At 44.2% G+C, this 23,728-nt stretch carries 19 protein-coding genes and 1 other RNA gene; 5 read left to right on the top strand and 15 right to left on the bottom strand.

The genetic code is table 11. The features are described 5' to 3' along the window. Positions 1-20: 20 nt before the first annotated feature. From murG to L6421_RS08455, 13 genes are all read right to left on the bottom strand, one after another. Positions 21-1,091, bottom strand: a complete 1,071-nt coding sequence (murG, locus tag L6421_RS08395) for an undecaprenyldiphospho-muramoylpentapeptide beta-N-acetylglucosaminyltransferase (protein WP_237261318.1) — start codon at positions 1,089-1,091, stop codon at positions 21-23. 101 nt (positions 1,092-1,192) lie between these two features. Beyond that, positions 1,193-2,500 carry a putative lipid II flippase FtsW gene (ftsW, locus tag L6421_RS08400; RefSeq protein ID WP_237261320.1) on the bottom strand — a complete coding sequence of 436 codons (1,308 nt, stop codon included), beginning with the start codon at positions 2,498-2,500 and terminating at the stop codon, positions 1,193-1,195. Between the two features lie 2 nt (positions 2,501-2,502). Beyond that, the gene (gene murD / locus L6421_RS08405) at positions 2,503-3,906 is read right to left on the bottom strand and encodes a UDP-N-acetylmuramoyl-L-alanine--D-glutamate ligase (RefSeq protein ID WP_237261322.1); all 1,404 of its coding nucleotides are present in this window, start codon (positions 3,904-3,906) and stop codon (positions 2,503-2,505) included. Positions 3,907-3,937: 31 nt separating this feature from the next. After that, on the bottom strand, positions 3,938-5,020 hold the full coding sequence (gene mraY, locus L6421_RS08410) for a phospho-N-acetylmuramoyl-pentapeptide-transferase (RefSeq protein WP_237261324.1): 1,083 nt from the start codon (positions 5,018-5,020) through the stop codon (positions 3,938-3,940). A 125-nt stretch (positions 5,021-5,145) separates the two neighbouring features. After that, the gene (locus tag L6421_RS08415; protein WP_237261326.1) at positions 5,146-6,687 is read right to left on the bottom strand and encodes a UDP-N-acetylmuramoyl-tripeptide--D-alanyl-D-alanine ligase; all 1,542 of its coding nucleotides are present in this window, start codon (positions 6,685-6,687) and stop codon (positions 5,146-5,148) included. A 10-nt stretch (positions 6,688-6,697) separates the two neighbouring features. Further along, a complete protein-coding gene (locus L6421_RS08420; protein WP_237261328.1) occupies positions 6,698-8,350 on the bottom strand; it encodes a UDP-N-acetylmuramoyl-L-alanyl-D-glutamate--2,6-diaminopimelate ligase in 1,653 nt (550 codons plus the stop codon). Beyond that, entirely contained in the window at positions 8,347-10,287 is a 1,941-nt protein-coding gene (locus L6421_RS08425; protein ID WP_237261331.1) for a peptidoglycan D,D-transpeptidase FtsI family protein, read from the bottom strand. Before L6421_RS08425 ends, L6421_RS08420 begins: the two co-directional genes overlap by 4 nt. Then, a complete protein-coding gene (gene ftsL, locus L6421_RS08430) occupies positions 10,274-10,645 on the bottom strand; it encodes a cell division protein FtsL (protein ID WP_237261333.1) in 372 nt (123 codons plus the stop codon). Before ftsL ends, L6421_RS08425 begins: the two co-directional genes overlap by 14 nt. Positions 10,646-10,720: 75 nt before the next feature. Then, a complete protein-coding gene (gene ftsZ, locus L6421_RS08435) occupies positions 10,721-11,950 on the bottom strand; it encodes a cell division protein FtsZ (protein ID WP_237261335.1) in 1,230 nt (409 codons plus the stop codon). A gap of 70 nt (positions 11,951-12,020) precedes the next feature. Continuing rightward, the gene (gene rsmH / locus L6421_RS08440) at positions 12,021-12,971 is read right to left on the bottom strand and encodes a 16S rRNA (cytosine(1402)-N(4))-methyltransferase RsmH (protein ID WP_237261337.1); all 951 of its coding nucleotides are present in this window, start codon (positions 12,969-12,971) and stop codon (positions 12,021-12,023) included. Positions 12,972-13,005: 34 nt separating this feature from the next. Beyond that, entirely contained in the window at positions 13,006-13,464 is a 459-nt protein-coding gene (gene mraZ / locus L6421_RS08445) for a division/cell wall cluster transcriptional repressor MraZ (RefSeq protein ID WP_237261339.1), read from the bottom strand. A gap of 813 nt (positions 13,465-14,277) precedes the next feature. Beyond that, an RNA gene (gene rnpB / locus L6421_RS08450) (RNase P RNA component class A) lies at positions 14,278-14,662 on the bottom strand. Between the two features lie 105 nt (positions 14,663-14,767). Further along, positions 14,768-16,075 carry a D-alanyl-D-alanine carboxypeptidase/D-alanyl-D-alanine-endopeptidase gene (locus tag L6421_RS08455; protein WP_237261341.1) on the bottom strand — a complete coding sequence of 436 codons (1,308 nt, stop codon included), beginning with the start codon at positions 16,073-16,075 and terminating at the stop codon, positions 14,768-14,770. A gap of 164 nt (positions 16,076-16,239) precedes the next feature. On the opposite strand from L6421_RS08455, the gene L6421_RS08460 reads away from it, so the two are divergent. The 3 genes from L6421_RS08460 to L6421_RS08470 all read left to right on the top strand — a co-directional run bounded on the left by L6421_RS08460 (position 16,240) and on the right by L6421_RS08470 (position 17,924). After that, positions 16,240-16,632: a hypothetical protein gene (locus L6421_RS08460; protein ID WP_237261342.1), complete on the top strand. Its 393-nt coding sequence runs from the start codon at positions 16,240-16,242 to the stop codon at positions 16,630-16,632. After that, a complete protein-coding gene (locus L6421_RS08465) occupies positions 16,633-17,439 on the top strand; it encodes a class I SAM-dependent methyltransferase (protein WP_237261344.1) in 807 nt (268 codons plus the stop codon). A gap of 68 nt (positions 17,440-17,507) precedes the next feature. Further along, positions 17,508-17,924 carry a response regulator gene (locus L6421_RS08470; RefSeq protein WP_237261346.1) on the top strand — a complete coding sequence of 139 codons (417 nt, stop codon included), beginning with the start codon at positions 17,508-17,510 and terminating at the stop codon, positions 17,922-17,924. A 31-nt stretch (positions 17,925-17,955) separates the two neighbouring features. On the opposite strand, the gene rsmI is transcribed toward L6421_RS08470, so the two are convergent. Then, the gene (gene rsmI, locus L6421_RS08475) at positions 17,956-18,834 is read right to left on the bottom strand and encodes a 16S rRNA (cytidine(1402)-2'-O)-methyltransferase (RefSeq protein ID WP_237261348.1); all 879 of its coding nucleotides are present in this window, start codon (positions 18,832-18,834) and stop codon (positions 17,956-17,958) included. 131 nt (positions 18,835-18,965) lie between these two features. On the opposite strand from rsmI, the gene L6421_RS08480 reads away from it, so the two are divergent. Together L6421_RS08480 and L6421_RS08485 are read left to right on the top strand one after the other, a co-directional pair. Beyond that, positions 18,966-20,543 (top strand): penicillin-binding protein activator, encoded by a 1,578-nt coding sequence (locus tag L6421_RS08480; RefSeq protein ID WP_237261350.1) that lies wholly within the window; start codon positions 18,966-18,968, stop codon positions 20,541-20,543. A gap of 7 nt (positions 20,544-20,550) precedes the next feature. Further along, positions 20,551-20,922, top strand: a complete 372-nt coding sequence (locus L6421_RS08485) for a YraN family protein (protein ID WP_237261352.1) — start codon at positions 20,551-20,553, stop codon at positions 20,920-20,922. Between the two features lie 76 nt (positions 20,923-20,998). Here L6421_RS08485 and ppsA read toward each other — a convergent pair whose 3' ends face one another. Then, positions 20,999-23,434 (bottom strand): phosphoenolpyruvate synthase, encoded by a 2,436-nt coding sequence (gene ppsA / locus L6421_RS08490; protein WP_237261354.1) that lies wholly within the window; start codon positions 23,432-23,434, stop codon positions 20,999-21,001. Between the last annotated feature and the right edge of the window lie 294 nt (positions 23,435-23,728).

Genomic DNA, 23,728 nt, shown 5'->3' on the forward strand with positions numbered 1-23,728 from the left:
GGATGTTTGTCAGCCAATGACTAACGGTTCATGATTGCCATAAGTTCGGTAACAATCTTCTCTTTGGCTTGAGTTTTTGCTTGTATACGAATACTCAACGATGCTTTGACACGTTTATCCGGGTTTTCACACCAGTCAGTCAAAGCCGCGGCCAGCCTTTCTGGAGTTAAGTCGGCCTGTTGAATGATTTCACCACCATCTAGATCGACCAAAGCCTGAGCATTCGCAGTTTGATGGTCGTCAACCGCATGCGGGTAAGGCACCATAATGGCAGGTCGCGCACTGGCCATCAGTTCACTGATTGTCAAGGCACCTGAACGGCATAACAGCATATCTGCACTGGCGTACGCTAATAGCATATTATCAATAAACGGCACGACTTCAGCCTGAACCCCCGATTGCTTATAAGCTTGCTCTGCCTGAGCCAAGGTTTTTTCACCGGTTTGATGTTTAACCACTGGGCGGATCGACTCATCCATCAACGCCAAAGCTTTGGGTAAAGTTTCATTCAGTGCCAAAGCTCCCCTGCTACCACCAAGCACCAATAAATGACAAGGCTGGGTGTTTTCGACCTGCTCAATATCTTCCAACCCCTGACGCACCGGGTTGCCGATGGTCAACACATTTTTTCCTGTGATTTTATTCTGGGGAAACGCTGCAATCACCAAATCGGCGAATGGCGCCAATAATTTATTGGTTAATCCTGGAATGGCGTTTTGCTCGTGCAACACAAGAGGAATGCCTAAGGATTTCGCCGCCAAACCACCTGGGCCGCAAACAAAGCCCCCCATTCCCAACACCAGATCCGGCTGAATCTGCTGCATGATTTTTTTGGCTTGTGCACGTGCTTTGAGAATATTGAAAGGCGCCATTAACCAGCCTTTCAACCCATTACCACGTAACCCCTTGATAGAGATATTATGTAATGGAATAGCGGCATTATTGACCCATGTCGCTTCCATTCCACCTTGGGTTCCTAACCAAAAAACCTCTACATTTTGTTGTTTTAAGGCTTCTGCTAAAGCAATACCAGGAAACACATGTCCCCCTGTTCCGCCCGCCATGATTAAAACTTTTTTGGACTTTTTCATATTCGCTTATCAGCCATTTTCTAGGATTTATAATGATTATTTTTAGAATGTTTGAAAGCATTCACTGTGGTTTCAGAATACCCAAAATTACCAGGCCTGGTTCAACTACCAGAAACGCCTCTACTTGGATTGATTCTGCGTGGTGTCTTGAGGCTTGAAACCGGTTTTCTTGCACGAGCTGACATCTCTTTTTTACCCGCTCTCGATTTTGATTTTTTCTCTTTGGAATCATTCTCTTCAGAACTATCATCGACAGGCTCTTCTTTCGCCTCCCTTGGATAGAAACGGCTTTCATAATCCACTCTAAACACCACCGCCAAAGCAATGCTCAGCAACAGCACACTACTGCCACCGTAACTCATAAAGGGTAAGGTTAAACCCTTGGTCGGGAAAGCCCCAAGATTGACCCCCATATTAATCCCCGCTTGCAGAATGATCCAGATACCAATTCCATAGGCAATCATCCCGCCAAAAAAATGATTGACGCTAATCGCCTTTCTGCCTATTCGGAACAGACGATACAAGACACCCAAGTAGATAGCGATGAGGAAAATCACCCCGACAAAACCGAATTCTTCGCCATAGATTGAGAATAAAAAGTCGGTATGGGCATCAGGCAGGTAGAGCAGCTTTTGCACACTGGCTCCCAAACCCGAACCAAACCACTCGCCGCTTCCCGAGGCGATTAATGCTTGGGTCAACTGATAACCAGCACCAAAAGGGTCTTGCCAAGGGTCTAGGAAGTTACTCACTCGAGCCATTCGGTATTTTGAAGTGACAACAAGCGCGACCAGAATCGTTACCATGGGCAATACCGTTAACACAAAGTAACGCCAAGGAGCCCCGGCAATCAACAGCATGCCGGTAATGATCACCGCGATAACAAAGGTACTGCCGTAATCCGGCTCCATCAATAACAGGATCGCCATAATCCCAAAGGGCAAAGCTAAACGAATGACCGCACTGAAATCCTCTCTAACCGCATTGGAGTGTTTGTCTAAATAGCCTGCCATAAAGATAACAATCGCCAGCTTCATAAACTCAGAGGGTTGAAAATTCATAATGACCAATGGCAACCAACGTTTACTACCGTTGATTTCACGACCAACCACCAGTACCGCTACCAATAAGAACAGCGCGAACAGGAAGATTTTACCACGGTGGTTCTCCCAATAGGCAAGAGGGACTTGAAAGAAGATATAGGCGGCAATCGCACCCAAGCCCATCGACATCAACTGACGAAGGAAGTAATGGTCAGGATTCCCAAAACGCATTTGGCTAATCGCAACCGAAGCAGAAGCCACCATGGTTAAACCAATTACCGCAAGCAACACAACCAAACCCAACAACCAAAAATCCATTGGCCAGCTTTTGCTTTGTTGTTGAAGTTCCTGAAGTTTGGCAAACACCGTTAACCTACCTGGCCTGGTTGCTCTGTTGAATCGTCTTTTGGGATTAAAGCCGCATCAAAACTGGCGCAGGCTTGATGAACCAGTTCAACAAAAATCTCGCCACGTTGCACATAGTTTGCGAACTGGTCAAAACTGGCGCAAGCGGGTGAAAACAAGACACAATCTTGTGGTTGCGAATTTTCCAAGGCAATGGCCACGGCGGTGGCCAAGTCTTCAACTTTGCTCAAGTCGATTGCTGAACTTTGGTTTGACTGAAGCGCCTCGGCGATGAGGTCTTGATCACGACCAAACAAAACCACTTTTTTACAAAACTGTTCAACAGGAGCTTTCAAGCCTGAAAAGTCGGCGTCTTTACCCACCCCACCGGCAATCAAAATCAACTTACCCAGTGTCTCTTTACCAATACTCTCTAAGGCCGTTTGAGTCGCGCCCACATTAGTGCCTTTTGAATCGTTAATCCAAGTGACATCTTCATGGACAACCACTAATTCGGTACGGTGTGGCAACCCCGTAAACTGACTTAAAACGGTTTCAAAATGTCTATTTTCCACATTGAATGGACGACATAGAGCCAACATCGCCAAAGCATTTAACTGATGATGCAAACCTTTCAATCGCATCGATTCCAGCGGCACCTGCGGGTTTTGGCCATGACCTAACCAGGCCTGGTTATTATGTTCGATGATACCGTAATCTTTATCTGATTGAACAAACCCCTCTGAAGCGCAGAAACGCACTACATCACCATGGTGAATCAAGCCCTGCTCACTTAAATCGAAAGGGATTACCGCCAATTCCGTATCGGCAAAAACCTTGGTCTTGGCTTGGATATAGTCTTCTATCCCGACATAACGATCCATATGGTCTTCGGAAACGTTCAACACGGTGGAAGAGGCGGTTGTTAACGAGTAAGTGGTTTCCAACTGAAAACTGGAGAGTTCTAAGACGTACACATCATATTCGTTGTCATCCAACAACAAGTCCAATGCGGGCTCGCCGATATTGCCCCCCACACCCACATTGTATCCCGCTTCGGCAAGGGCCAATCCGGTAATGGTGGTGACGGTGCTTTTACCATTTGAACCGGTAATCGCAATCACCGGTGCACCGACAGCACGGGCAAACAGTTCAATATCTCCAATGGTTTGTTTACCGAGCTTCTCAAGAGCGCTAACCCAAGGTTCGGACTTGGCGATGCCTGGACTTAGAATGATGGTTTCGAATTTTTTTAGCCATTTAAGCGGCACTTCACCCAAAGCGAACTCAACATCAGGATATTCTTGCTGTAGCGCCGTAACGTCAAAATCCGCTCTGGTATCAAATGCCAAACAAGGTTCCCCTTGTGCTTTGAAGTAACGTAATACCGACTGCCCGGTAACACCTAGACCCGCAACTAAATACATTTAAACTCTCTTAATAAAACTATAAAACCGCTTATCGAAGCTTTAAGCTCGCTAAACCGATTAATACTAAAATAATGGTAATCACCCAAAAACGCACAATGACTTGTGACTCATGCCAGCCCTTTTGCTCATAGTGATGATGTAAGGGAGCCATCAAGAAAATTCGCTTGCCGCGTAATTTATAGGAACCCACCTGCAAAATCACCGAAATGGTTTCGGCCACAAAGATTCCTCCCATAATGAAGAGAACCAATTCCTGCTTAACCGCAACCGCCATACCGCCAAGGGTTGCACCAATCGCCAAAGACCCCACATCCCCCATGAATACTTGGGCGGGATGGGCGTTAAACCATAAAAAGCCTAAACCGGCACCAACCAAGGCTGCAGCTAAAATGGTTAACTCACCCACTCCTGGAATGTAAGGGATATTTAAGTAATCCGAAAAATACACATGTCCAGAAAGATAGGCAAACACCCCTAATGCACCGGAAATCATGACAGTCGGCATAATCGCCAATCCGTCCAAACCATCCGTTAAATTGACCGCATTAGAGGTTCCGACAATCACAAAATAGCTCAACACCACCGTCCAAGCGCCTAAATGAATGACGGTGTCTTTCATATAAGGAATCAACAATTCGGATTCAGCGGGAACCGTCGCCATTGCAAACAAGGCATAAGCCGTCGCAAAACCGATTATGGATTGCCATAGATATTTAGTGCGTGCACGCATACCATTCGGATCTTTGAAAACCACTTTTTTGTAATCATCGATAAAGCCGATCACCCCAAAACCAAGCATGGATAAGGTGATGATCAATAAATAATGGTTGGTTAAATCCCCCCACAAAATCACCGCCATCGCAACTGCAAACAGAATCATGGTACCACCCATGGTTGGCGTGCCGGCTTTAATCAGGTGGGTTTGCGGCCCATCTTGACGGATGGATTGCCCGACTTTCAAACGGGTCAACCAACGAATCATCGCCGGACCGACCAGGAACGACAGAATCAGTGCCGTCAATACACTCATAATGGCACGCATGGTGATGTAACTGAACACACCAAAACCTGAGATATATTGTTGAAGATATTCTGTTAAATAAATGAGCATCTCTCTATCCTATCGACGTTTTCCGACGTTTTTTATAATTTTCGTTTTTTAAGCTTTTTACAATGTCTAAATTTAGAATTTGTGTGTAGCTATGACTATTGTTACCGGCTTATGCTTGAGCCAATTTACGCCAGCAACGCATTCAGTATCGCCTGGGAAACCTTTTCCATTTTGGCGCTCCTGGAACCCTTCACCAACACATTCATTTTTTGCTGACTTTCCGCAGCCGAGGTAATGGTAGCGACCACTGTCTGTGCCATCGCTTCATGAGTATTGAAAAACTGGCTATTCTCGCCAAATGCATCAGGCATATTTTTTGCCGCCTCACCATAGACAAAAAGCCTATAAACACCCCGGTCGCGTGCATACTCGGCAATCTCCCGATGAGCTTGGGCGCTCCCGACACCGATCTCGGCCATGGCGCCTAAACACACAACAGCTTGGCCGGGTAAAGAACATAAAGCATCTATTCCAGCCTTAACCGATTCTGGATTGGCATTATAACTGTCATCAATTAACCAGCCATTATTTATTGCAGTTTTTTGCAGCCTTCCAGAAACGCCAGAAAAACTCACCAGGCCTGGTAAGATTTGTTGCCAACTCAAACCTGCTGAAATAGCAACCGCCACACAAGCAGCCGCATTCATGGCATTATGAAACCCTAAAACAGGCATGGTGACGAGATGTTTCTGGTCAGAAAAATCAAGTTCAAACTCAATACCCGATGCCACTGAATCCAGTGTTTTAAAATGCTCTACCCTAAACTGAGCGGATGCTTTACTACCAAAAGTCACCACCTTGGTAACCGCCAGTTTTTGTAGTCGCTGTTGCCAATCGGTAAAACCGGGAGAATCGGTATTAATAACCGCAATCCCAGGGTTTCGGCCTGGAATCTGATTCAACCCTTGAAAAATCTCCCCCTTGGTATTAATCACGCCCTGCAGACTGCCAAATCCTTCCAAATGCGCTCCGGAGGCATTATTGATCATCGCAATATCGGGTAGGGCCAACGCCGTCAAATAGGCGATCTCATGAGGATGGTTTGCCCCCATTTCGATAATCGCAAATTCGTGTTCTGGCCTGATGTTCAATAGCGTTCTTGGCACACCGAAATCATTATTTAAATTACCTTCTGTGGCCAAGGTATTGCCGACTTGCGAAAATAGACTGTTCAACAAGGTCTTGGTTGTGGTTTTACCATTACTACCGGTAACCGCCACCAAAGTCTTCACTGGCATTTGTTGTCGATGCCAGCGCGCAAACTGCCCTAAAGCAATACGGGTATCATCCACCTCAACCCCCGGGACGATGGATTCAACCGTTTCGGAAACCAACACCGCAACAGCCCCCTGCTGGACAGCCTGCTCAATAAATGTATGCCCATCAAAATTATCACCTTTAATGGCGATATACAAAGCACCGGGCTGTAAGGTCCGGGTATCGGTGCTGATTGAAGTAAACCTGATCGTGTCGGCCTCACTCACCGGGCCGATAAATTCACCATCGGTACTCTCTCTAAGTTGCTCTAAAGTCCATGCAAACATGGTCATATCCTTGGTTGAGAAATCCTTTGTGGAATCGTTGATTTGTGCTTGAAAAGAAGCGACCATCGCTTCGGCGCTTTCAGCCCCATTTAATAATTTTGATGATTGCGAGTTCATATTCATTTACGGATTTTTAACGGTTTTTAGCCAATGTTAGCCACTGTTCAACGACCGATGCATCACTAAACGGTGTTCTCACACCCTTAACCTCTTGGTAATCCTCATGTCCTTTACCGGCAATCACCACTATGTCATGTTGAACCGATTGTTGTAAAACGGTCGCTATCGCTTGTTTACGGTCAAGCTCTATTTGAATGGCTTCGGGTTGGCTCAAACCTTTTACGATGTCATCGATAATCGACTGAGGCTCTTCATCTCGAGGATTATCACTGGTCAACATCACACTATCCGCATACTGTTCAGCAATAGCCCCCATAAGCGGACGCTTACCTTGATCACGATTACCACCGCAACCGAACACCACTTTTAAGCGACCTTGTCCATCTGCTAAATGAGCCTTAACCGCTTTAAGCACCTGCTCAAGTGCATCGGGGGTATGAGCAAAATCAAGGATAATGGTAGGCGAATTGGCCAAAACCTGCATTCGGCCGGAAACCGATTCAATTTTAGCCAAATGCATTTTTAATTGTGACCAATCAACCCCGTTGACCAATAGAATCGACAAGGCACAAAATACATTTTCAAGGTTGAACACCCCCATCAACGCTAAATTGACCTGCTCGGTTGCCAGCATAGTGTGGGTTGACTGGTTGGCGATTTCCGCGGTAAAAACAATGCCTTGTGCATTCAATCGCATCGATTGCACTTTCAAATTGGCCAGTGACTCCGATGCTAAATATTTTTGGTTGGTATCGGCTTGATAACACCATATCTCTTGGCTTTTCGGCTTAGCGACTGCCTTTTTACAGATTTCTAGCCCCAGGCTATCCGCCAGGTTCAAAACCTGGTTTTTCGATGGGTATTCAGTAAACAATTTCGCTTTGGCCTCAGAATAGGCCTCAAGCGTACCGTGGAAATCCATATGGTCTCGCGTGACCTGGGTCAGGGCGACGGTTTGAAATTCCACCCCCTGGATACGCCCCAAACACAATGCATGGGAGGATACCTCCATCACCACCCACTGCATCCCTTTACAGGCAAACTCATGCAGTAAACGATGGACCGAGACACTATCGGGCGTGGTATTTGCCGATTTTTGTAAATCATCGATTGGCCCATTACCCAAGGTCCCCATCAAAGCGACTTTTTGCCCTAAATTTTGCAACAACTGAGCGGTAAAAAAAGCGCTTGAGGTTTTACCGTTGGTGCCGGTAATCCCCACTACTTTCAATTTCCGGCTCGGCTGGTCGTAAAACCAAGCAGCAAACTCACCTAAAAAATCCTTAATATTAGAAACTACCCAAACTGGGGTTTTGCTCGCACCGCTGGCGTTTTCAGCACATAATGCAAGTTCACTTGAAGTCAACGCCCTATCGCTGATGACCAGGCCTGGCCGTTTTTTTAAAACCGATTCTAAAAAATTCAAACCATGTTGCTGTTCACCCTGCAAAGCTATGAACACGTCTTTTTCTGCAATTTTTCGTGAATCCAGCGATAAATCATGCACATTCACATCATTATAGCGAGGGCTTTCAAAACTAGCCCCTCTCAGCAACACCGTGTCAAATGTAACTGCTGCCGTGTCTTGTATCTGCGTGCGAATAAAGATCTCTATTTCAACCAATGTCTTGCTGTGATGTTTACCGCTATCTTGCCAAGCCATCATCGATTACCCTGTTTTTCCGTTTCCAATTGGTCAGGTGCGACATTCCTCAAACGTAACGCTTCTTGCATTACCTCCTTAAATGCCGGAGCACCGACTGAACCGCCGTAATAAACCCCACGACTAGGTTCGTCAACCACAACGATCATCACCATATTTGGATTTGAGACCGGCACGACACCGGCAAACAAAGAGTAATAGGTGTTCTCTTCATAACCACCGCGACTATTGGTCTTATGCACCGTACCGGTTTTACCGGCCACTCGATAACCAGGGATTTGCGCCTTAGGTGCAGTACCGCCTTTAGCAACCACCGTTTCCATCATCTTCAAAACCTTGTCGGCCGTTTCAGGCTTGATCAGCTGCTTTCCCTCTGGGACTTCATTCAACTTTATCAGACTTAATGGCAATATCTTCCCTTGATTGGCAAACAATAGATAGCCATGCGCCAAGGTCAATAGATTGGTGCTGAAACCATAACCAAAAGATGCCGATGCTTGGTCAATATCCTCCCAGTCATGTGCTGGTTTCAAGTAACCCATGGCTTCACCGGGTAAAAACAAGCCGCTCTCTTGACCAACACCAATCTCTGCCCAAAACTCCCGTTGCACATCCGCTTTCATTTTCAAAGCGATTTTTGATGCGCCGACGTTACTCGATTTCTGAATGACTTGTAACGGGGTAATCTTACCGTGATTATGGGTATCGGTAAGGCGATTTCCCTGAATACGAATCCAACCTGGTGATGTATCAATGATGGTATCTTCATCGATCAAACCGTCATCTAACGCCTTGGCAATAATAAACGGCTTCATGGTCGAACCCGGTTCAATCAAATCGGTGACCACTCGGTTCTTGATCCCTTTACCGCGTCTTTGCGCAGGATCATTAGGGTTGAAGCCTGGCAAACTCACCATGGCCAAAATCTCACCGGTTTTCGCATCCAACACCACACTGCTAGCACCACGTGCCTGATGTTCAATCATCACCTTCTTAAGGGCACGGTAGGTGAAATATTGGATATTTTGATCAATACTTAAGGTCATGGATTTACCGGGTTTGGCGGCTTTGATATCTTTTACAAAATCCACCACATGGCCTGCACGGTCTTTAACCACCTGCTTTTTACCAGGAACTCCTTTTAACCATTCATCATAGGCAAGCTCAATCCCCTCTTGCCCTTGATCATCGATATTGGTAAAACCGATTAAATTGGCACTACTCTCTCCCGACGGGAAATAGCGACGATATTCATCTTGTGTATACACTCCGGTTAATCGCATCGCATCGATCTTAGTGCCTATATCGGGAACCAACCCCCTTTTCAGGTACAAGAAGTGTCTTTTAGGGTATTTATAGATTTTGTTTACCAGCGCTTTACGTTCCATCCCTAAAGCTGTAGCCAAACGTGATGGAGTGTAGCGATAACGGTTGATCACCGCTATATCCACCCAAATTGAAGGCAACAATTTATTGACTTCAATATGGTGATTGCCATTATCATAACTGAGTTCAACGTATTTGCTATAAGTCCCCGGTAATTCCAGTTCAGCGATCTTTTCAACCGTTTTTTTATCGTTTAACTGACGAATGAAACTGAGTTTTTTGTAGCGATTCTGTTTTGCCAATTCATTGAGCTGTGAATCGGTCAACCCCAAAATTTGCAAGAACTTATGATAATTGGTTTCGTGGGTAATGATGGTCTTAGGGTCGACCCAGACCGCAACCATCGGTGTGCTTAACGCCAATAAATCGCCATTACGGTCATAAATCTCTCCTCTAGGGGCGGGGATTTCTATGGTGCGTATTTGACGTTTATCACCCTCTGATTGCAGAAAATCGGTTTTAACCACCTGGACATAAAACGCCCGCACACCAATCGCGACAAAACCTAAAAAAATCAGTGCAAAAACAACAGAATCACGTTTAATCTTGAACATGTTCATTATCCTGCGTCAAATTAGTAGGGTCTTGTGGATCTAGGTTGATTTCATGGATATACACATTGAAGAAATGTGCTTTGTCTAAAGTCATGTCGAGCTTTTTCTTGGCGACTTGTTCAACCATGATTGGTGAAGTTAGATGCTTCTTTTCAAGCATCAGGCGTCCCCACTGCTCCTTGGCGACCAAAGCCTGTTTCAAAGACTGGTAATACTGAGATTCTACATTACGGATTTGATGTTGTACGTGAACGATAGCCAGCAAACTTGCACAGACAAGAGTGACTAAAAGAAATAGAAAAAACCCACGCCACTTAAACGCATTTAAGTGGGTGGGTTCTGGGAACCGATTATGCATATCGACCTATCCGACAGTACAATCTAAGACTTAACTCCTCAAGAATATTCGCGGACTAACGAATACCTTAAAGAATCAGTCAGCTTGACGTCGTAAGAAAGCAGGAATATCTAAATAATTAGAACTTTCCATGCTACCGGCCGTCGCACCGTTTACTACCATCTTAGGACGAACCACTTCAGGTTCTGGCGCTAAGATTTCAGGCTGAGCCATTTCAATGGTTGTTTGCACCGCTTCGGCATTAACCACTTGAGGTGCTTCTTCAGCCACCGCTTTCACTTCTTGGTTATTAGCCTTAACCGCTTGCAGATTCGGCTTGACCACTTCTGGTCTGCCAGACATAGTCGCAACGTTTTCAAGACCGGTTGCCACCACAGTTACACGAATCTCATCGGTCATTGACTCGTCAACTGAAGTACCGATAATCACACGTGCATCCTGTGCCGCAACCTGGTCAATAACATCACCCACTTCATTGAACTCACCAAGAGTGAAGTCTAAACCGCTTGTGATATTAACCAAAAGTCCACGTGCACCAGAAACTGAAATATCTTCCAATAGAGGGTTGGCAATCGCTTTTTCCGCTGCTTTGATTGCACGATCTTCACCAGTGGCATGACCCACACCCATCATCGCCATTCCGCGCTCACCCATAACCGTACGTAAATCTTCAAAATCCACGTTGATCATACCTGGACGAGTCACCAACTCAGAGATACCCTGAACCGCACCGAACAACACTTCGTTTGCGTAATCAAAGGCTTTCGCCAAGACGAAATCACGGCCCAATACTTTCAATAATTTATCGTTTGGAACCGTGATTAAAGAATCCACATGCTCAGCTAATTCGGCAATACCGGCTTCAGCTATATGGTTGCGGCGTTCAAAACCGAAAGGCTTACTGACAACACCAACAGTCAAAATACCCATTTCACGAGCGGCTTGAGCCACAACTGGTGCAGAACCTGTTCCAGTTCCACCACCCATACCGGCGGTAATGAAAACCATATCCGCATCTCTAAGTTGCTCTTTAACTGCATCAATATCGTCTTTTGCAGCTTGTCTTCCACGCTCTGGATCCGCACCTGCACCCAAGCCGCCAGCACCCAATTGGATACAAGTGCCTACCGCTGAGTTTTCTAATGCTTGAGCATCCGTGTTTGCACACATGAACTCAACACCCTTGACATTAGAGCGTACCATATAATCCACAGCGTTACCGCCGCCTCCGCCTAAGCCAATAACTTTGATGACTGGCATACCAGGTGTCCGAACTGGTGTGACTTCTTTTCCGATAAAATTCATGACGACGATTCCCCTTAATCAGCATGATAATAAGTAAATTCAATTTTGATATTTTTTATAAGCGCTACACTTATAGTTTTTCAGCAATCCTCAATACCGCACTACGTGATCTTGAGTTTTGCTTGCACTCCTCTGTGCTTGGAAAGATAGGCTTTCCGATTTTCTTCAACACCGGCTCAATCACTTCAATTTGAATCGGTGAATCTGGAAACAGGTCTTTAATCATCGATTGATCTCTAATAAACACCTTAACAATCCTGTCTTCTAAGGAGTGGAAGCTGATGACCGAAAATCTTCCACCAGGTGCTAATATCTCAACCGCTGACTCTAATACATTCTTCAACACATCCAACTCTCTGTTCACGGCAATACGAATTGCCTGAAAGGTTCTGGTGGCTGGATGTTTATTTTTTTCTGTTTTCGGCGACACTCTTTTAACCAAGTCCGCCAAATCCAATGTTGTTTGTAATTCATCACGCTCCGAGGCTTCTTTAATCTCGCGCGCAATACGACCAGAGAAACGCTCTTCGCCGTAATTCTGTAAAACCAATTTCAAGGTTTTTTCATCTACTTGCTTCAACCAATCTTTAGCACTCAACCCCACTTCTGGATTCATTCGCATATCAAGTGGCCCTTCACGCATAAAACTGAAACCACGCTCAGCATCGTCCAACTGTGGAGAGGAAACCCCCAAATCCAGAAGCAACCCATCTACCTTGCCAACCAAACCTCGTGCTTCACAAAAAGCCTTTACATCTTCAAAACTACCGTATTGAATCTCAAAACGACTGTCGTGAATATGTTGTTTGGCATACTCAATGGCTTCAGGGTCTTGGTCGATGGCGATTAAACGGCCGTTTTCACCCAACCGCTTTAACAAAGCGTTACTGTGGCCACCACGCCCAAAAGTTCCGTCTATATAGACACCATCCGGCTTGATATTCAAACCATCTAAAGACTCATTTAAAAGAACTGAAAAATGGGTTTCTTGTGAATCCACATTGCTTGTTTGCTCTGTCACGGGAAGACCTCGTTACTACAAGTTGTTACAGCCATTACAGACTCAAGCTTGCAAGTGATTCTGAGATCTCGTTTGACATAGCCGTACCCAACATTTCTGGGCGACTGCTATCCCAAGCTTCTTGAGACCACAATTCAAATTTATTACCTTGCCCCAATAAAATGGCCGGTTTATCAATCTTTGCATGTTCACGTAGCAGGCTAGGCAATAAAACACGCCCTTGAGAATCAATTTCCATCTCAGAAGCGTGACCCAATAGTAAACGCTGGTACAATCGCGTCTGCGGATCAACGTTAGGCAAAGACATTAATTTTCGTTCAATGATTTCCCACTCATCCAGGGTATAAATCAATAAACAAGGGCTGTGCAAATCAATTGTGGCAACCAACTGGTTATCGCTGGCATCAGAAATCGACTCACGATACTTCTTAGGGATAGCCATTCTTCCCTTAGTATCGATACTGACCGAATTGATTCCTCTAAAAAATAGCATTTTTACCACTTTTCGCCACTTTGCCCCACTTAGTGCCACTATATGGAGTTTTAGCGCCACTGTCAACCTAGTAAAGACGTAAATTCCATTTAATGACAACAACTTAGCGTTAATTAAGAACAAAACACTTGATAACAAATAAAAACCAATCCTTATATTTTTCAATAAGTTATAAGCAACAAGAAAACCTGTTTTTAACTTAACAACACAACAGTTTGTCTGTTTTTGGGTAAAAATACATACTCAAAATACAGTGCATACAAAACAATATATAGTTGATAACACAAAGAAAAAACACTATATAAAGTGTCTTTATTTTTTGTTATAAAAAAAAATAAAAAAAGTGGGGAATTTTTCCCTTTTTTTACAAAAATGACAAAAAAGTGGAAATTAGCGGACGATTTTTAGAAAAAAATTACAAACAATGTGGGATTAATGGTTTAGAAAATGGCCATGGACTTATACAGTTAAAACAGCCATACCTAGCAACCAATAAAAACCGAAAGCTATTTCGATAAACACCGCAAATTGACTTCAAGCTAATCACTTATTCACAAAATAATTTCTTTTTTTCAATCAAAAACAGTGAGTTAAAAGACATTAAATTCAACTTAACTTCTTAATCGACTAAACCATCGACCCGATATATCAGGGACCAGAACCATCTTAAAATGGGTTACAGCAGATGAATATTGCAATCAAATATTCAAACTTTTCAGAGGCGGATTTATTGAACAAAATAATAAATGGATTAAATATTGAGATAGGTATCCAAGCAGGTTATTTTTATCTGGAAGGAAAAGCGAGGGAAAAAGAAAAAGTGGGTCTATAAGCCGGGTTCTGTACTCTTGCGAGCGACAACCATTCATCTGGACATAACATCACTGTTAGCCTCAAGCAACCTACCCGAAAACTCCTGCGAGCAGCAGGTTGTACCAAGCAAGCTTGATACGGTGTTTTCCTATTTGGTCTTGCACCGGATTGGGTTTTCACTGCCACTTCTGTTACCAGAAGCGCGGTGCGCTCTTACCGCACCATTTCAACCTTACCTGTTCACGCAAGCGTGTCATCGGCGGTATATTTTCTGCTGCACTGTCCGTCAGCTTTCACTGCCCAGCCGTTAGCTGGAATCCTGCTCTATGGTGCCCGGACTTTCCTCCGAAGGCAAAATGCCTCCCGCGGTTGTCCGACCCACTTTTTAGATGGCGTATAGTACAGCAATAGCGCCTAAAAGGCGAATAATCGATTTGCTATTCGAAAAAAACCTACCAGGCCTGGTAGGCTTGAGTTCTGCATAGAACATTTAATAAGCTTGTGCCAATTCCTTAGCCAGTTTGTTTCTGAAACGATAGGGAACTTTTTGGTTAATCATCATGGCAAACGGCAATAACCCCTGCTCGTTTTTCAAATAACCCGCCAAGGTGCTTACACCAATCAATGAACCGGATTTTGCAAATACACTCTGCTCAATTTCCGGAAGCAATTTCGCCCAAGGCCTAAACGCTTGCAAGACATCAACCAATTGCGATGGTGCTAGACGGTTATTGCGCGACAATCCCGCACCATCTTCGATATGAAAGGTTTGCCATCCAAAATATTCCGTTAAAAGCCGCTTGTAAACCAAAGCGACTTTCTGTTGGGTTGCTTCCCCACCCAGTAGCTCAGCACTTAAATTCAGGGCGAGTTGATTGGCTATAAAATTGGTCGAGTATTTCATCATCGGCTTGATCACTTCGGCCAAGGTGCGGCTATTGAAGTGGGTATACAACAGAACCGGATGATTGGCGCCGTTGTCTTGAGTTTTAGGCAGAGCCTTAAGAAGCACTTGGTTTTCTACATCCAAGCCTTGTTGCTCCATAAACCACCGCAATAACTCGGAAAAATAACGTTGATTGAGAGTCGCATCGTTCCCCAAATTAATACGTTGCACCAACCCTTCTTTGGTTTTTTTGAAAACCGTAATCGTTTTGGCGATTTGCAGCCCCGCTGGTGTCATTGGTGTTTGCGGCTCTGCAGAAAGCAGCTCTGAACCCTGTTTTTTAACAAAAATACTGTTGAAATTGGCGGCAATGGCAGCCGGAATCGCATCATAAGGATTATCACTTTCACCGGTTCCCGGCATTATCAGCCCCGGTTGGTAAAAACTACTGTCTAATTGAATGGCTTTAATGTGATGAATACCTTTCGCTTGCAGTTGCGTTTTTAAACCTTCAACCAACAAAGGGAACTCTTCTGAAACCAGAAAAGGGTCGCCATAGCCCTTAACCACCAATACGGCCGAATCTTCAACCCTTTCGGTTAGATAGAATTCGGTTTTAAAACGATAGTCTTCACCCCAGTGCTTTAACGCCAAAAACGCGGTAATCAGTTTAGTAGTGGATGCCGGAACATAAAATTGCTGTGAATTTTTAGACTCCAAGGGCTGTTTATGCTGATCCAACAATAAAAACCCCGCCTCATTCAGCGTCGAAAAATATTGCCAATTGGGGCCATGTAACCCAGACATTTTGTATTGGCTTTGTGCAGAGGCCACACCAGCTTGCGACAGCAACGCAAGACTCCATAGAGAAGATAGAATCCATTTTAAAAAAAGAGGTGTTTTTTTAATCATTTAACTGTGTCTTTTGGCTACAGGCCTTGGCAAAATAGAATTCATTATAAGGCAGATTTCGATATCTGAATATCACCCGTTTGCGTACAAGGATTTTTAGTTCCACTCATTTAGCATGTTTGGTTTAAGATATCTGCTAAATTTTATTGAAGCCGATTAAACTGATGAATGTGCAAAACCGCCAACCACAACAACAAACCTCGCAGTCGACCGCAAGACTAACGCATCCATTAACTAAAACTATTTTTTATGGTTTTATCTGGGCGCTGGCTTTTTCGGTTTTACTGCCGCAAAATAAAATTGAATTTTGGCAATACAGTTTTTTTGTAGGTTCAGTGCCAAGCACCCTACTATGGGATATCTTTAATATACAAAATAATCTAAGCATGGTTTTAGTCGCCCTTGCCAATAGTTTCATCCTATTCATTCCTTATATCTACTACCTCAAAACCGGGCAACAATATTGGTGGCTTTATTGGAGTATTTCGCTGTATGGCTTTATCAATGCCTCGCTCGGTTTTACCATCATCATTAGCGTTAAGGATTCCACATTTTAAATGACAAACCTCGCCTGCATAGCCAACACCTATCCCGACAAAGCATCGGCGTTAAGCCGTCAACTCGGGCTTTCCATTTGCAAAACATCCGAAATTGAGCAATGGTTAGATTGGGTAAGCGACAAAAAAGACTCTGAACTCAAGCTTGCATTATGCTCTAAAACCCAAGGCCCGGTTTTTGTCGATTTCTTAGCAGGGAAAAAAGCGCATCGTCGCCAATTTGGTGGAGGTAAAGGCCAGCCTTTAGTTCGTGCCATGGGGCAATTGGAAAATGCATTGCCGACAATCATCGATGCCACGGCCGGAATGGGAGGAGACAGTTATGTACTGGCCAGCCTAGGTTTTAAGGTCACCATGATTGAACGTTCACCGATTGTGGCCAGCCTGCTCGAAGATGCGTTGAATAGAGCCCAAGCACACAAATCGGAACTACCGCAAGAGTTAAAAGAGAGCATCGAAAAACTCAGCCTCATTAATGCCGACAGTGCCCGTTATCTATTAGACTTTCAGCCAGAAATTGATGTGATTTACATGGATCCGATGTACCCGGAAAAAAAGAAGAAAGCTGCGGCTAAAAAAGAGATGCAAGCTTTACAGCACTTGGTTGGCCCCGATTTAGACAGCGAAAAGCTATTGGAAGCCGCATTGAAAACAGCCCGATATCGTGTGGTCGTCAAACGCCCCAAAGGAGCTGACCCAGTAGTTTGCCGGCACAACAACATTCAACCGACAGCACAAATTAGCAGCCCCAACACTCGTTATGACATCTATGTCATTAAAGCCTTAACTGCATCAGGGCAATTGTAAGAGTGCTTTGATATTATGACTGTTCACACTATACTAAGTACAATCAACATAAAAGCTGTGTAAATTAGATGATAAAAATTCTTATTTTAGATGATGCCAAGGTTATTAGAGCCCTATTGAGGCTCACCCTTGAAAGCGATGGCATTTATTGTAATGAAGCCGCTACGGTTGAAGAAGCTCTGCAATTCGCTCTGCAGACCGAGTATGACTTAATGATTATCGACTATATGTTGGAAGATGGTCATAACGGTCTGGAACTGGTGCAATCCATAAAGTCACAAGGTAAAAACATCGATACACCTTGCGTGATGTTAAGTGCCGAAGATGGTAACGAGTGTAAATTGGACGCTATGGATTTAGGCGTGAAAGCTTGGTTAAAAAAACCTTTTGCGCCCACCAGCCTGCTTAAAATCGTTTATAAAGTGCTTGGCAAAGACTATCAAATACAAAACCTTGAAAAGCATTCCATGCATCATCACGACTAGTCATTTATCAACTTTTCACCTGACCGAAAAATCAACTTTGCGCTTTAAGCTCTAACACTCTTTGGTAAATCGGTTTTTTCTTTTCTCCGGTCAGTTCTGCAATAATTTCCGAAATCTGCTTTACCGGCAAAGACTGCTTCAACATCACCTGAATCATTTTATCTTGTTCGATTAATGCCGCTTCACCTGCCTCTTCCGACTTTTCAGGCGCCCCCTTCAACATCAATACAAACTCACCACGAACCTTATCCGAGTTTTCAATAAAATACCCATAAACATCGTGTAACTTACCCGAAACAAACTGCTCAAACTTCTTGGTCAGCTCACGAGCCACTACGATTTCACGCTCTTCGCCAAATGCTGTTTGCATAGACTGCAAACATTCCATCAAACGGTGCGGTGATTCATAAAACACCAAAGTACGCACTTCCGTAGCCAAACCTTCTAAAATCGCCAGACGCTTGTTGGCTTTAGCCGGCAAAAAACCTTCATAGGTAAATCGATCCGTTGGCAAACCAGCGGCACTTAATGCGGTAATCACCGCACTTGGCCCAGGCAAAGGCACAACATTGACCCCTTCATCACGCAATAACTTCACTAAATGGTAACCTGGATCATTAATCAGCGGCGTGCCGGCATCCGAAATCAAGGCACCATTTTCGCCATTTTTCAATTTAGCCAACAACTGTTCACTACGTTGCAACTCATTATGCTCATGCAGACTGATTAAGGTTTGATTTATACCCAGGGCATGCAATAAAGGTTTACTATGGCGGGTATCTTCGGCAGCCACCCAGTCAACTTTCTCCAGGGTTTCAACCGCTCTACGGGTAATATCCGCTAGGTTTCCAATAGGCGTCGCTACCACATAAAGCGTTCCTGGCGTTTGAGTTTGATTGTAAAGCGACATAATATCCTTTGAAAATTTGCAAGATAAAAACAAGTTAAATTAAACAGATAAGCAAGATTACCCAATCCAAATAAAGTTTGGGATATAATTCTTAAACGCCTTTTAACAACGATAAGCTATTTTAAAACAAAATGAATCAGACCTCGCCTTTTTACCACTTAAAACCTCTCAAACTCTTAACGGTTAGCGCCTTCGTTTTTGGGCTTGCCGCTTGCGGTACTGTGCCAAACAAACCGATTAAGCCTGAAAGCGATGCCCAGACCAAACAAGTGAGCGACAAACGTAATAACGCTGGGGTTGGCGCTAACGCGCCAAAAGCTTACAGTGTCGATGAACTCAGAACCTTACAAGCCAAAGCTTCGAAACAAGGTAACTGGTCTGACTATCTAGTTTACAGCACTTTATTGTGGCAACACTCATCAGTAGATTCAGCATATCAAGCGCAGATAGAAGACCAGGCCTGGTCGGTGCTGAATTCGTTATCCCCCCAAATTTTAGCGACCTTAGAAAACAGCCATCATGCTGAAGTTCAAGCCTGGCTTGCACTGCTTAAGACCTTTCAAGGCTCCAGATACGAAATCAGACAAAATCTGATGAATTTAAACAGTTTTGAATCTGAGGCTATTTTTCATAAACACCTATTACCCAAATTAATCGCTCAACAACCACCGGAAGAAACGGTAAAACAAATTGCCGTATTGCTGCCAATGGAAGGTCGTTATAAAGTGGTTAGCCAGCAGATTCGTAGCGGGATTATGAAAGCCTTTTTTGCTTCTGACCAGTCAATCACCCTTAAATTTTATGACACCACTTCGCTTGAAAACCTAGAAAGTGTATACACCCAAGCCAAACAAGAAGGTGCCGATCGAATCATTGGCCCTCTTCGAAAAGAAGCGCTTCAGGAACTCGCCAGTTTTCACGATGATAAACTGCTGGCATTGAATAACATTGATAGCAATTCGTTTACCCAATTTAGCTTCAAGGCGGCGCAACCCAGCCTTCAAATGGTGAAAAAATTCGAAGACGCTGGTTTTCAACGCATCGGAATCCTAGCCAATGATGGCAAATCATCAATGGTGAAAGCCAAGGCATTGGAAAACGCATGGAAACAAGCGAATCATCAGGCAATTTTAAGTGTATACCCGGACGAAAACCCAAAGTTACGAGAGGCTCTAGGGAGTCTGATTCATGAAAACCTCAGTGAGAGTCGTCAAAACAATTTACGTTGGTTAATCGGAGAACAGCTAAACTTCTTCCCGCGAACTCGCCAAGACTTAGATGCGATTGTGATTTTCGATAACGCATACCGCATGGCCGTTTTTAGACCACAGTTTGATTTCTTTGAACTCGATACACCGGTATTTGGCGATAGCGAGTTAACTCCCGCCAATTTCCAAGAGATTCCGCAAAACCGTGATTTAAACCGTGTCAGCTTTTTAACTTATCCGGCCACTTTAAATCCGGTAGATTTAAACTCAAAGTTTGAAGCCTTTGGTTGGGATAGTTTTATGGTCAGCACCCATATTGAAGATTTGCAAAACGGCGGCTGTTTAGCGGAAGCTAAAACCGGGGTATTAAGCCTGGATGGCAACGAAATCAGACAACGCCTAGTTTGGGCCAAATATGATAAAGAAGGTTTTTTAATCGAAGCACCGACTCAGGATGCTAAAGAGCTCGTTAATTCAACTCGTAATACCGACTTGGATTGACCCCACCATGTCTAGACTTGTTAAGCTCTTTTCCATTGGTCATCAAAAAGAGCAGCAAGCCAAAACCTGGTTAAGCCAACAGGGAATTAAAATCATCGCCGAAAACTTTTTGTGTAAAGGCGGTGAAATCGATTTGATTGGCTTGACCCAAGACCGGCAATTAATCTTCTTTGAAGTCAAATACCGCAAGCAAACCGCATTTGGTCACCCTTCCGAAATGGTGACGCCGCAAAAACAACAACGCATTTCACTTTGCGCCCAAAATTTCCTACTAAAACAGCCACAATATCAAGATTTTGCCATGCAGTTTGATGTCATCACCTTTACCGGTGACGATGAAACACCGCAGTGGATTCAAAACGCTTTCGACACTTATTAGACAAGAGTCATGGCCTCTTGGTCGATGGTTATTCAATGGTTAGAAAAACCAAAGACTATTGGCTAACGGCCAACCACTAGCGGCTCGCCAGCTTCTTCTCGGCCGCAATAATCGTCGGTAAGGTGCTTAATACCGAATCTGGATTTAAACTCATCGCATCAATGCCGAGCTCTACCAAAAATTCCGCAAACTCGGGATAATCCGATGGCGCTTGACCACAAAGGCTGATGTGTTTGCCATTACGTTTGGCACCTTCTATCGCCATCTTCACCATTTTTTTCACGCCAGGATCACGCTCATCATAGTCATAGGCGACTTTAGCTGAATCTCTATCCACACCCAAAACCAACTGCGCCAAATCGTTGGTACCAATTGAGAAACCATCAAAAAATTCCGAGAACTCATCCATCAGTAACACGTTATTTGGAATCTCGCACATCATATAGATTTTCAAGCCATTAATGCCACGCACCAAACCATTATGAGCCAAGGTATCAATCACCTTTTTTGCCTCTTCAAGACGACGGCAGAAGGGCACCATGATAATGATATTGTCAAAGCCCATAACTTCACGTACATGTTTTAAGGCCGCACATTCCATCGCAAAACTGTCTTTAAAGGAAGCATCGTTATAACGTGCCGCACCTCTAAAGCCAATCATCGGGTTTTCTTCCTTTAACTCAAATGCTCTCCCTCCAATTAAACTAGCATATTCATTCGATTTAAAATCCGACAGTCTCACCACAACCGGCTTGGGATAGAAGCCTGCCGCCAGGGTTCCAATCCCTTCGGACAACTTACAGATAAAGAGCTCTTTGCCACTGCTATAGCCCTCAGTCAACTGCTTGATTTTGGCCTTATCCTCTTCACTCTCAATCAACTCTGGTTGCAATAATGCTTGCGGATGAATCTGAATTTTATTGTTAATAATAAATTCCATTCGTGCCAATCCAAGACCATCATTTGGTAATCTATTTACCCTAAACGCCATCTCGGGATTAGCCAAATTCATCAAGATTTTGGTTTTGGGTTTTTCAATGTCCTGCAAATCCGTTTCAATGATTTCAAACGGCACCTGCCCGCTATAAACATGTCCCTCATCCCCCTCGGCACAACTTACGGTCACAATTTCGCCGGTTTTCATTAACTCGGTCGCCTTGCCAGTACCGACAACCGCTGGGATGCCCAACTCACGAGAGATAATCGCGGCATGGCAGGTTCGCCCCCCGCGATTGGTGACTAAGGCTGAGGCGATTTTCATTACGGGTTCCCAATCAGGCGTGGTGATATCCGAAACTAACACCTCCCCCGCTTTAAACTCATTTAAATGCTCAACCGATTCAATGACGCGTACTCGGCCATAGGCAATTTTGGCTCCTACCGAACGACCAATCACCAAACTTTCGGCTGGTTTCTCTGTAAGTTGATACTGCTTTAAAATCATCCCCGATTGCTGAGAAGCCACGGTTTCCGGGCGTGCTTGCACAATAAACAGTTCGCCGGTAATACCATCCTTAGCCCACTCAATATCCATAGGTCGGTTTTGCTTGGCATGGTCGCTATAATGCTTTTCAATTTTGAGGGCATATTCCGCCAACTTGAGCGCTTCGGTATCGCTAATACAAAACTTTTTCTGCTCTGAAATTCCTGTAGGAATATTACGAACAGGCTCTCTACGGTTCTCATCACTGGCATATACCATCTTGATTTTTTTAGTGCCTAAATGACGCTTAAAGACACTTCTAAAGCCTTTTTGAAAAGTGGCTTTATGCACATAAAACTCATCCGGATCAACCGCACCTTGCACCACGTTTTCACCAAGCCCATAAGCCCCGGTGATCAAAATCACATCCTCAAAACCGGTCTCAGTATCAATGGTAAATATCACCCCAGATGAAGCCATATCAGAACGCACCATGATTTGCACACCAATGGATAATCCTACCTCAAGGTGATTGAAGCCTTGGTCTGTTCTATAGTGAATCGCTCTGTCAGTAAACAAACTGGCAAAACAGTGGCGGCACGCATCAATATAGGCGGCCAAGCCTGATATATTCAAATAGGTGTCTTGCTGCCCCGCAAAACTGGCAGTGGGTAAATCTTCTGCCGTAGCTGAACTTCTTACCGCCAGCGAGACATTGCCTCCGTACTCTTTAATCAGTTTTTCATAAGCCTCAACCATCTCTTGATATAAATCATCCGGCAGTTTTGCTGCATAGACTAGACCGCGTAACTGAGCACCACGTTTTTGCAAATCATTAGAATCTTCTGGATTTAAGCCATCTAAAATTCGGGTCATTTCAGGCCAAAGGTTGTTCTCGGTCAAAATCCAACGATAGGCTTCGGCGGTAATCGCAAAACCATTAGGGATAGGCACACCTTGTGGAGAGAGTTCTTGATACATCTCACCCAATGAGGCGTTTTTTCCCCCCACTAACGGGATATCTTCAATGGCGATTTCATTAAAAAAACGGATGTATTTAGCTTGATCAGAACGACGCTGCTCAGACATGGAAAGTCTCCTTAGACAAGTGGACTAGAATTCAATAAATGATGCTACTAAGCTTACGCTGATTGGATTAGAAATGCTTAAGAATTTAGTTATTGCGAAATAAGAAATATCAATGGTTTTACCCTATACTCTCAAAAAGTATAGATTGCCACAAGGCATGCCAGGCCTGTTAAATTTTCATTTTTAAAAATGAAGCCAACTACAAACGCCAAGATTCCCCTTGGAATAAATTGTGCAAAGGTCTTAACGTAGTGAACGTTCAAAAACTTCAGCTGTTTGAGCGAAGCGAGTTCT

Origin of the sequence: Thiomicrorhabdus immobilis (assembly GCF_021654855.1) — a bacterium.
In the GTDB taxonomy this organism is placed as follows: domain Bacteria; phylum Pseudomonadota; class Gammaproteobacteria; order Thiomicrospirales; family Thiomicrospiraceae; genus Thiomicrorhabdus; species Thiomicrorhabdus immobilis.

Coding starts and splice junctions, on each gene's coding strand:
- murG (WP_237261318.1), bottom strand. CDS start 1,091: ATGAAAAAGTCCAAAAAAGTTTTAATCATGGCGGGCGGAACAGGGGGA.
- murD (WP_237261322.1), bottom strand. CDS start 3,906: ATGTATTTAGTTGCGGGTCTAGGTGTTACCGGGCAGTCGGTATTACGT.
- mraY (WP_237261324.1), bottom strand. CDS start 5,020: ATGCTCATTTATTTAACAGAATATCTTCAACAATATATCTCAGGTTTT.
- L6421_RS08415 (WP_237261326.1), bottom strand. CDS start 6,687: ATGAATATGAACTCGCAATCATCAAAATTATTAAATGGGGCTGAAAGC.
- L6421_RS08420 (WP_237261328.1), bottom strand. CDS start 8,350: ATGATGGCTTGGCAAGATAGCGGTAAACATCACAGCAAGACATTGGTT.
- L6421_RS08425 (WP_237261331.1), bottom strand. CDS start 10,287: ATGTTCAAGATTAAACGTGATTCTGTTGTTTTTGCACTGATTTTTTTA.
- ftsL (WP_237261333.1), bottom strand. CDS start 10,645: ATGCATAATCGGTTCCCAGAACCCACCCACTTAAATGCGTTTAAGTGG.
- ftsZ (WP_237261335.1), bottom strand. CDS start 11,950: ATGAATTTTATCGGAAAAGAAGTCACACCAGTTCGGACACCTGGTATG.
- mraZ (WP_237261339.1), bottom strand. CDS start 13,464: ATGCTATTTTTTAGAGGAATCAATTCGGTCAGTATCGATACTAAGGGA.
- L6421_RS08455 (WP_237261341.1), bottom strand. CDS start 16,075: ATGATTAAAAAAACACCTCTTTTTTTAAAATGGATTCTATCTTCTCTA.
- L6421_RS08460 (WP_237261342.1), top strand. CDS start 16,240: ATGAATGTGCAAAACCGCCAACCACAACAACAAACCTCGCAGTCGACC.
- L6421_RS08465 (WP_237261344.1), top strand. CDS start 16,633: ATGACAAACCTCGCCTGCATAGCCAACACCTATCCCGACAAAGCATCG.
- L6421_RS08470 (WP_237261346.1), top strand. CDS start 17,508: ATGATAAAAATTCTTATTTTAGATGATGCCAAGGTTATTAGAGCCCTA.
- rsmI (WP_237261348.1), bottom strand. CDS start 18,834: ATGTCGCTTTACAATCAAACTCAAACGCCAGGAACGCTTTATGTGGTA.
- L6421_RS08480 (WP_237261350.1), top strand. CDS start 18,966: ATGAATCAGACCTCGCCTTTTTACCACTTAAAACCTCTCAAACTCTTA.
- L6421_RS08485 (WP_237261352.1), top strand. CDS start 20,551: ATGTCTAGACTTGTTAAGCTCTTTTCCATTGGTCATCAAAAAGAGCAG.
- ppsA (WP_237261354.1), bottom strand. CDS start 23,434: ATGTCTGAGCAGCGTCGTTCTGATCAAGCTAAATACATCCGTTTTTTT.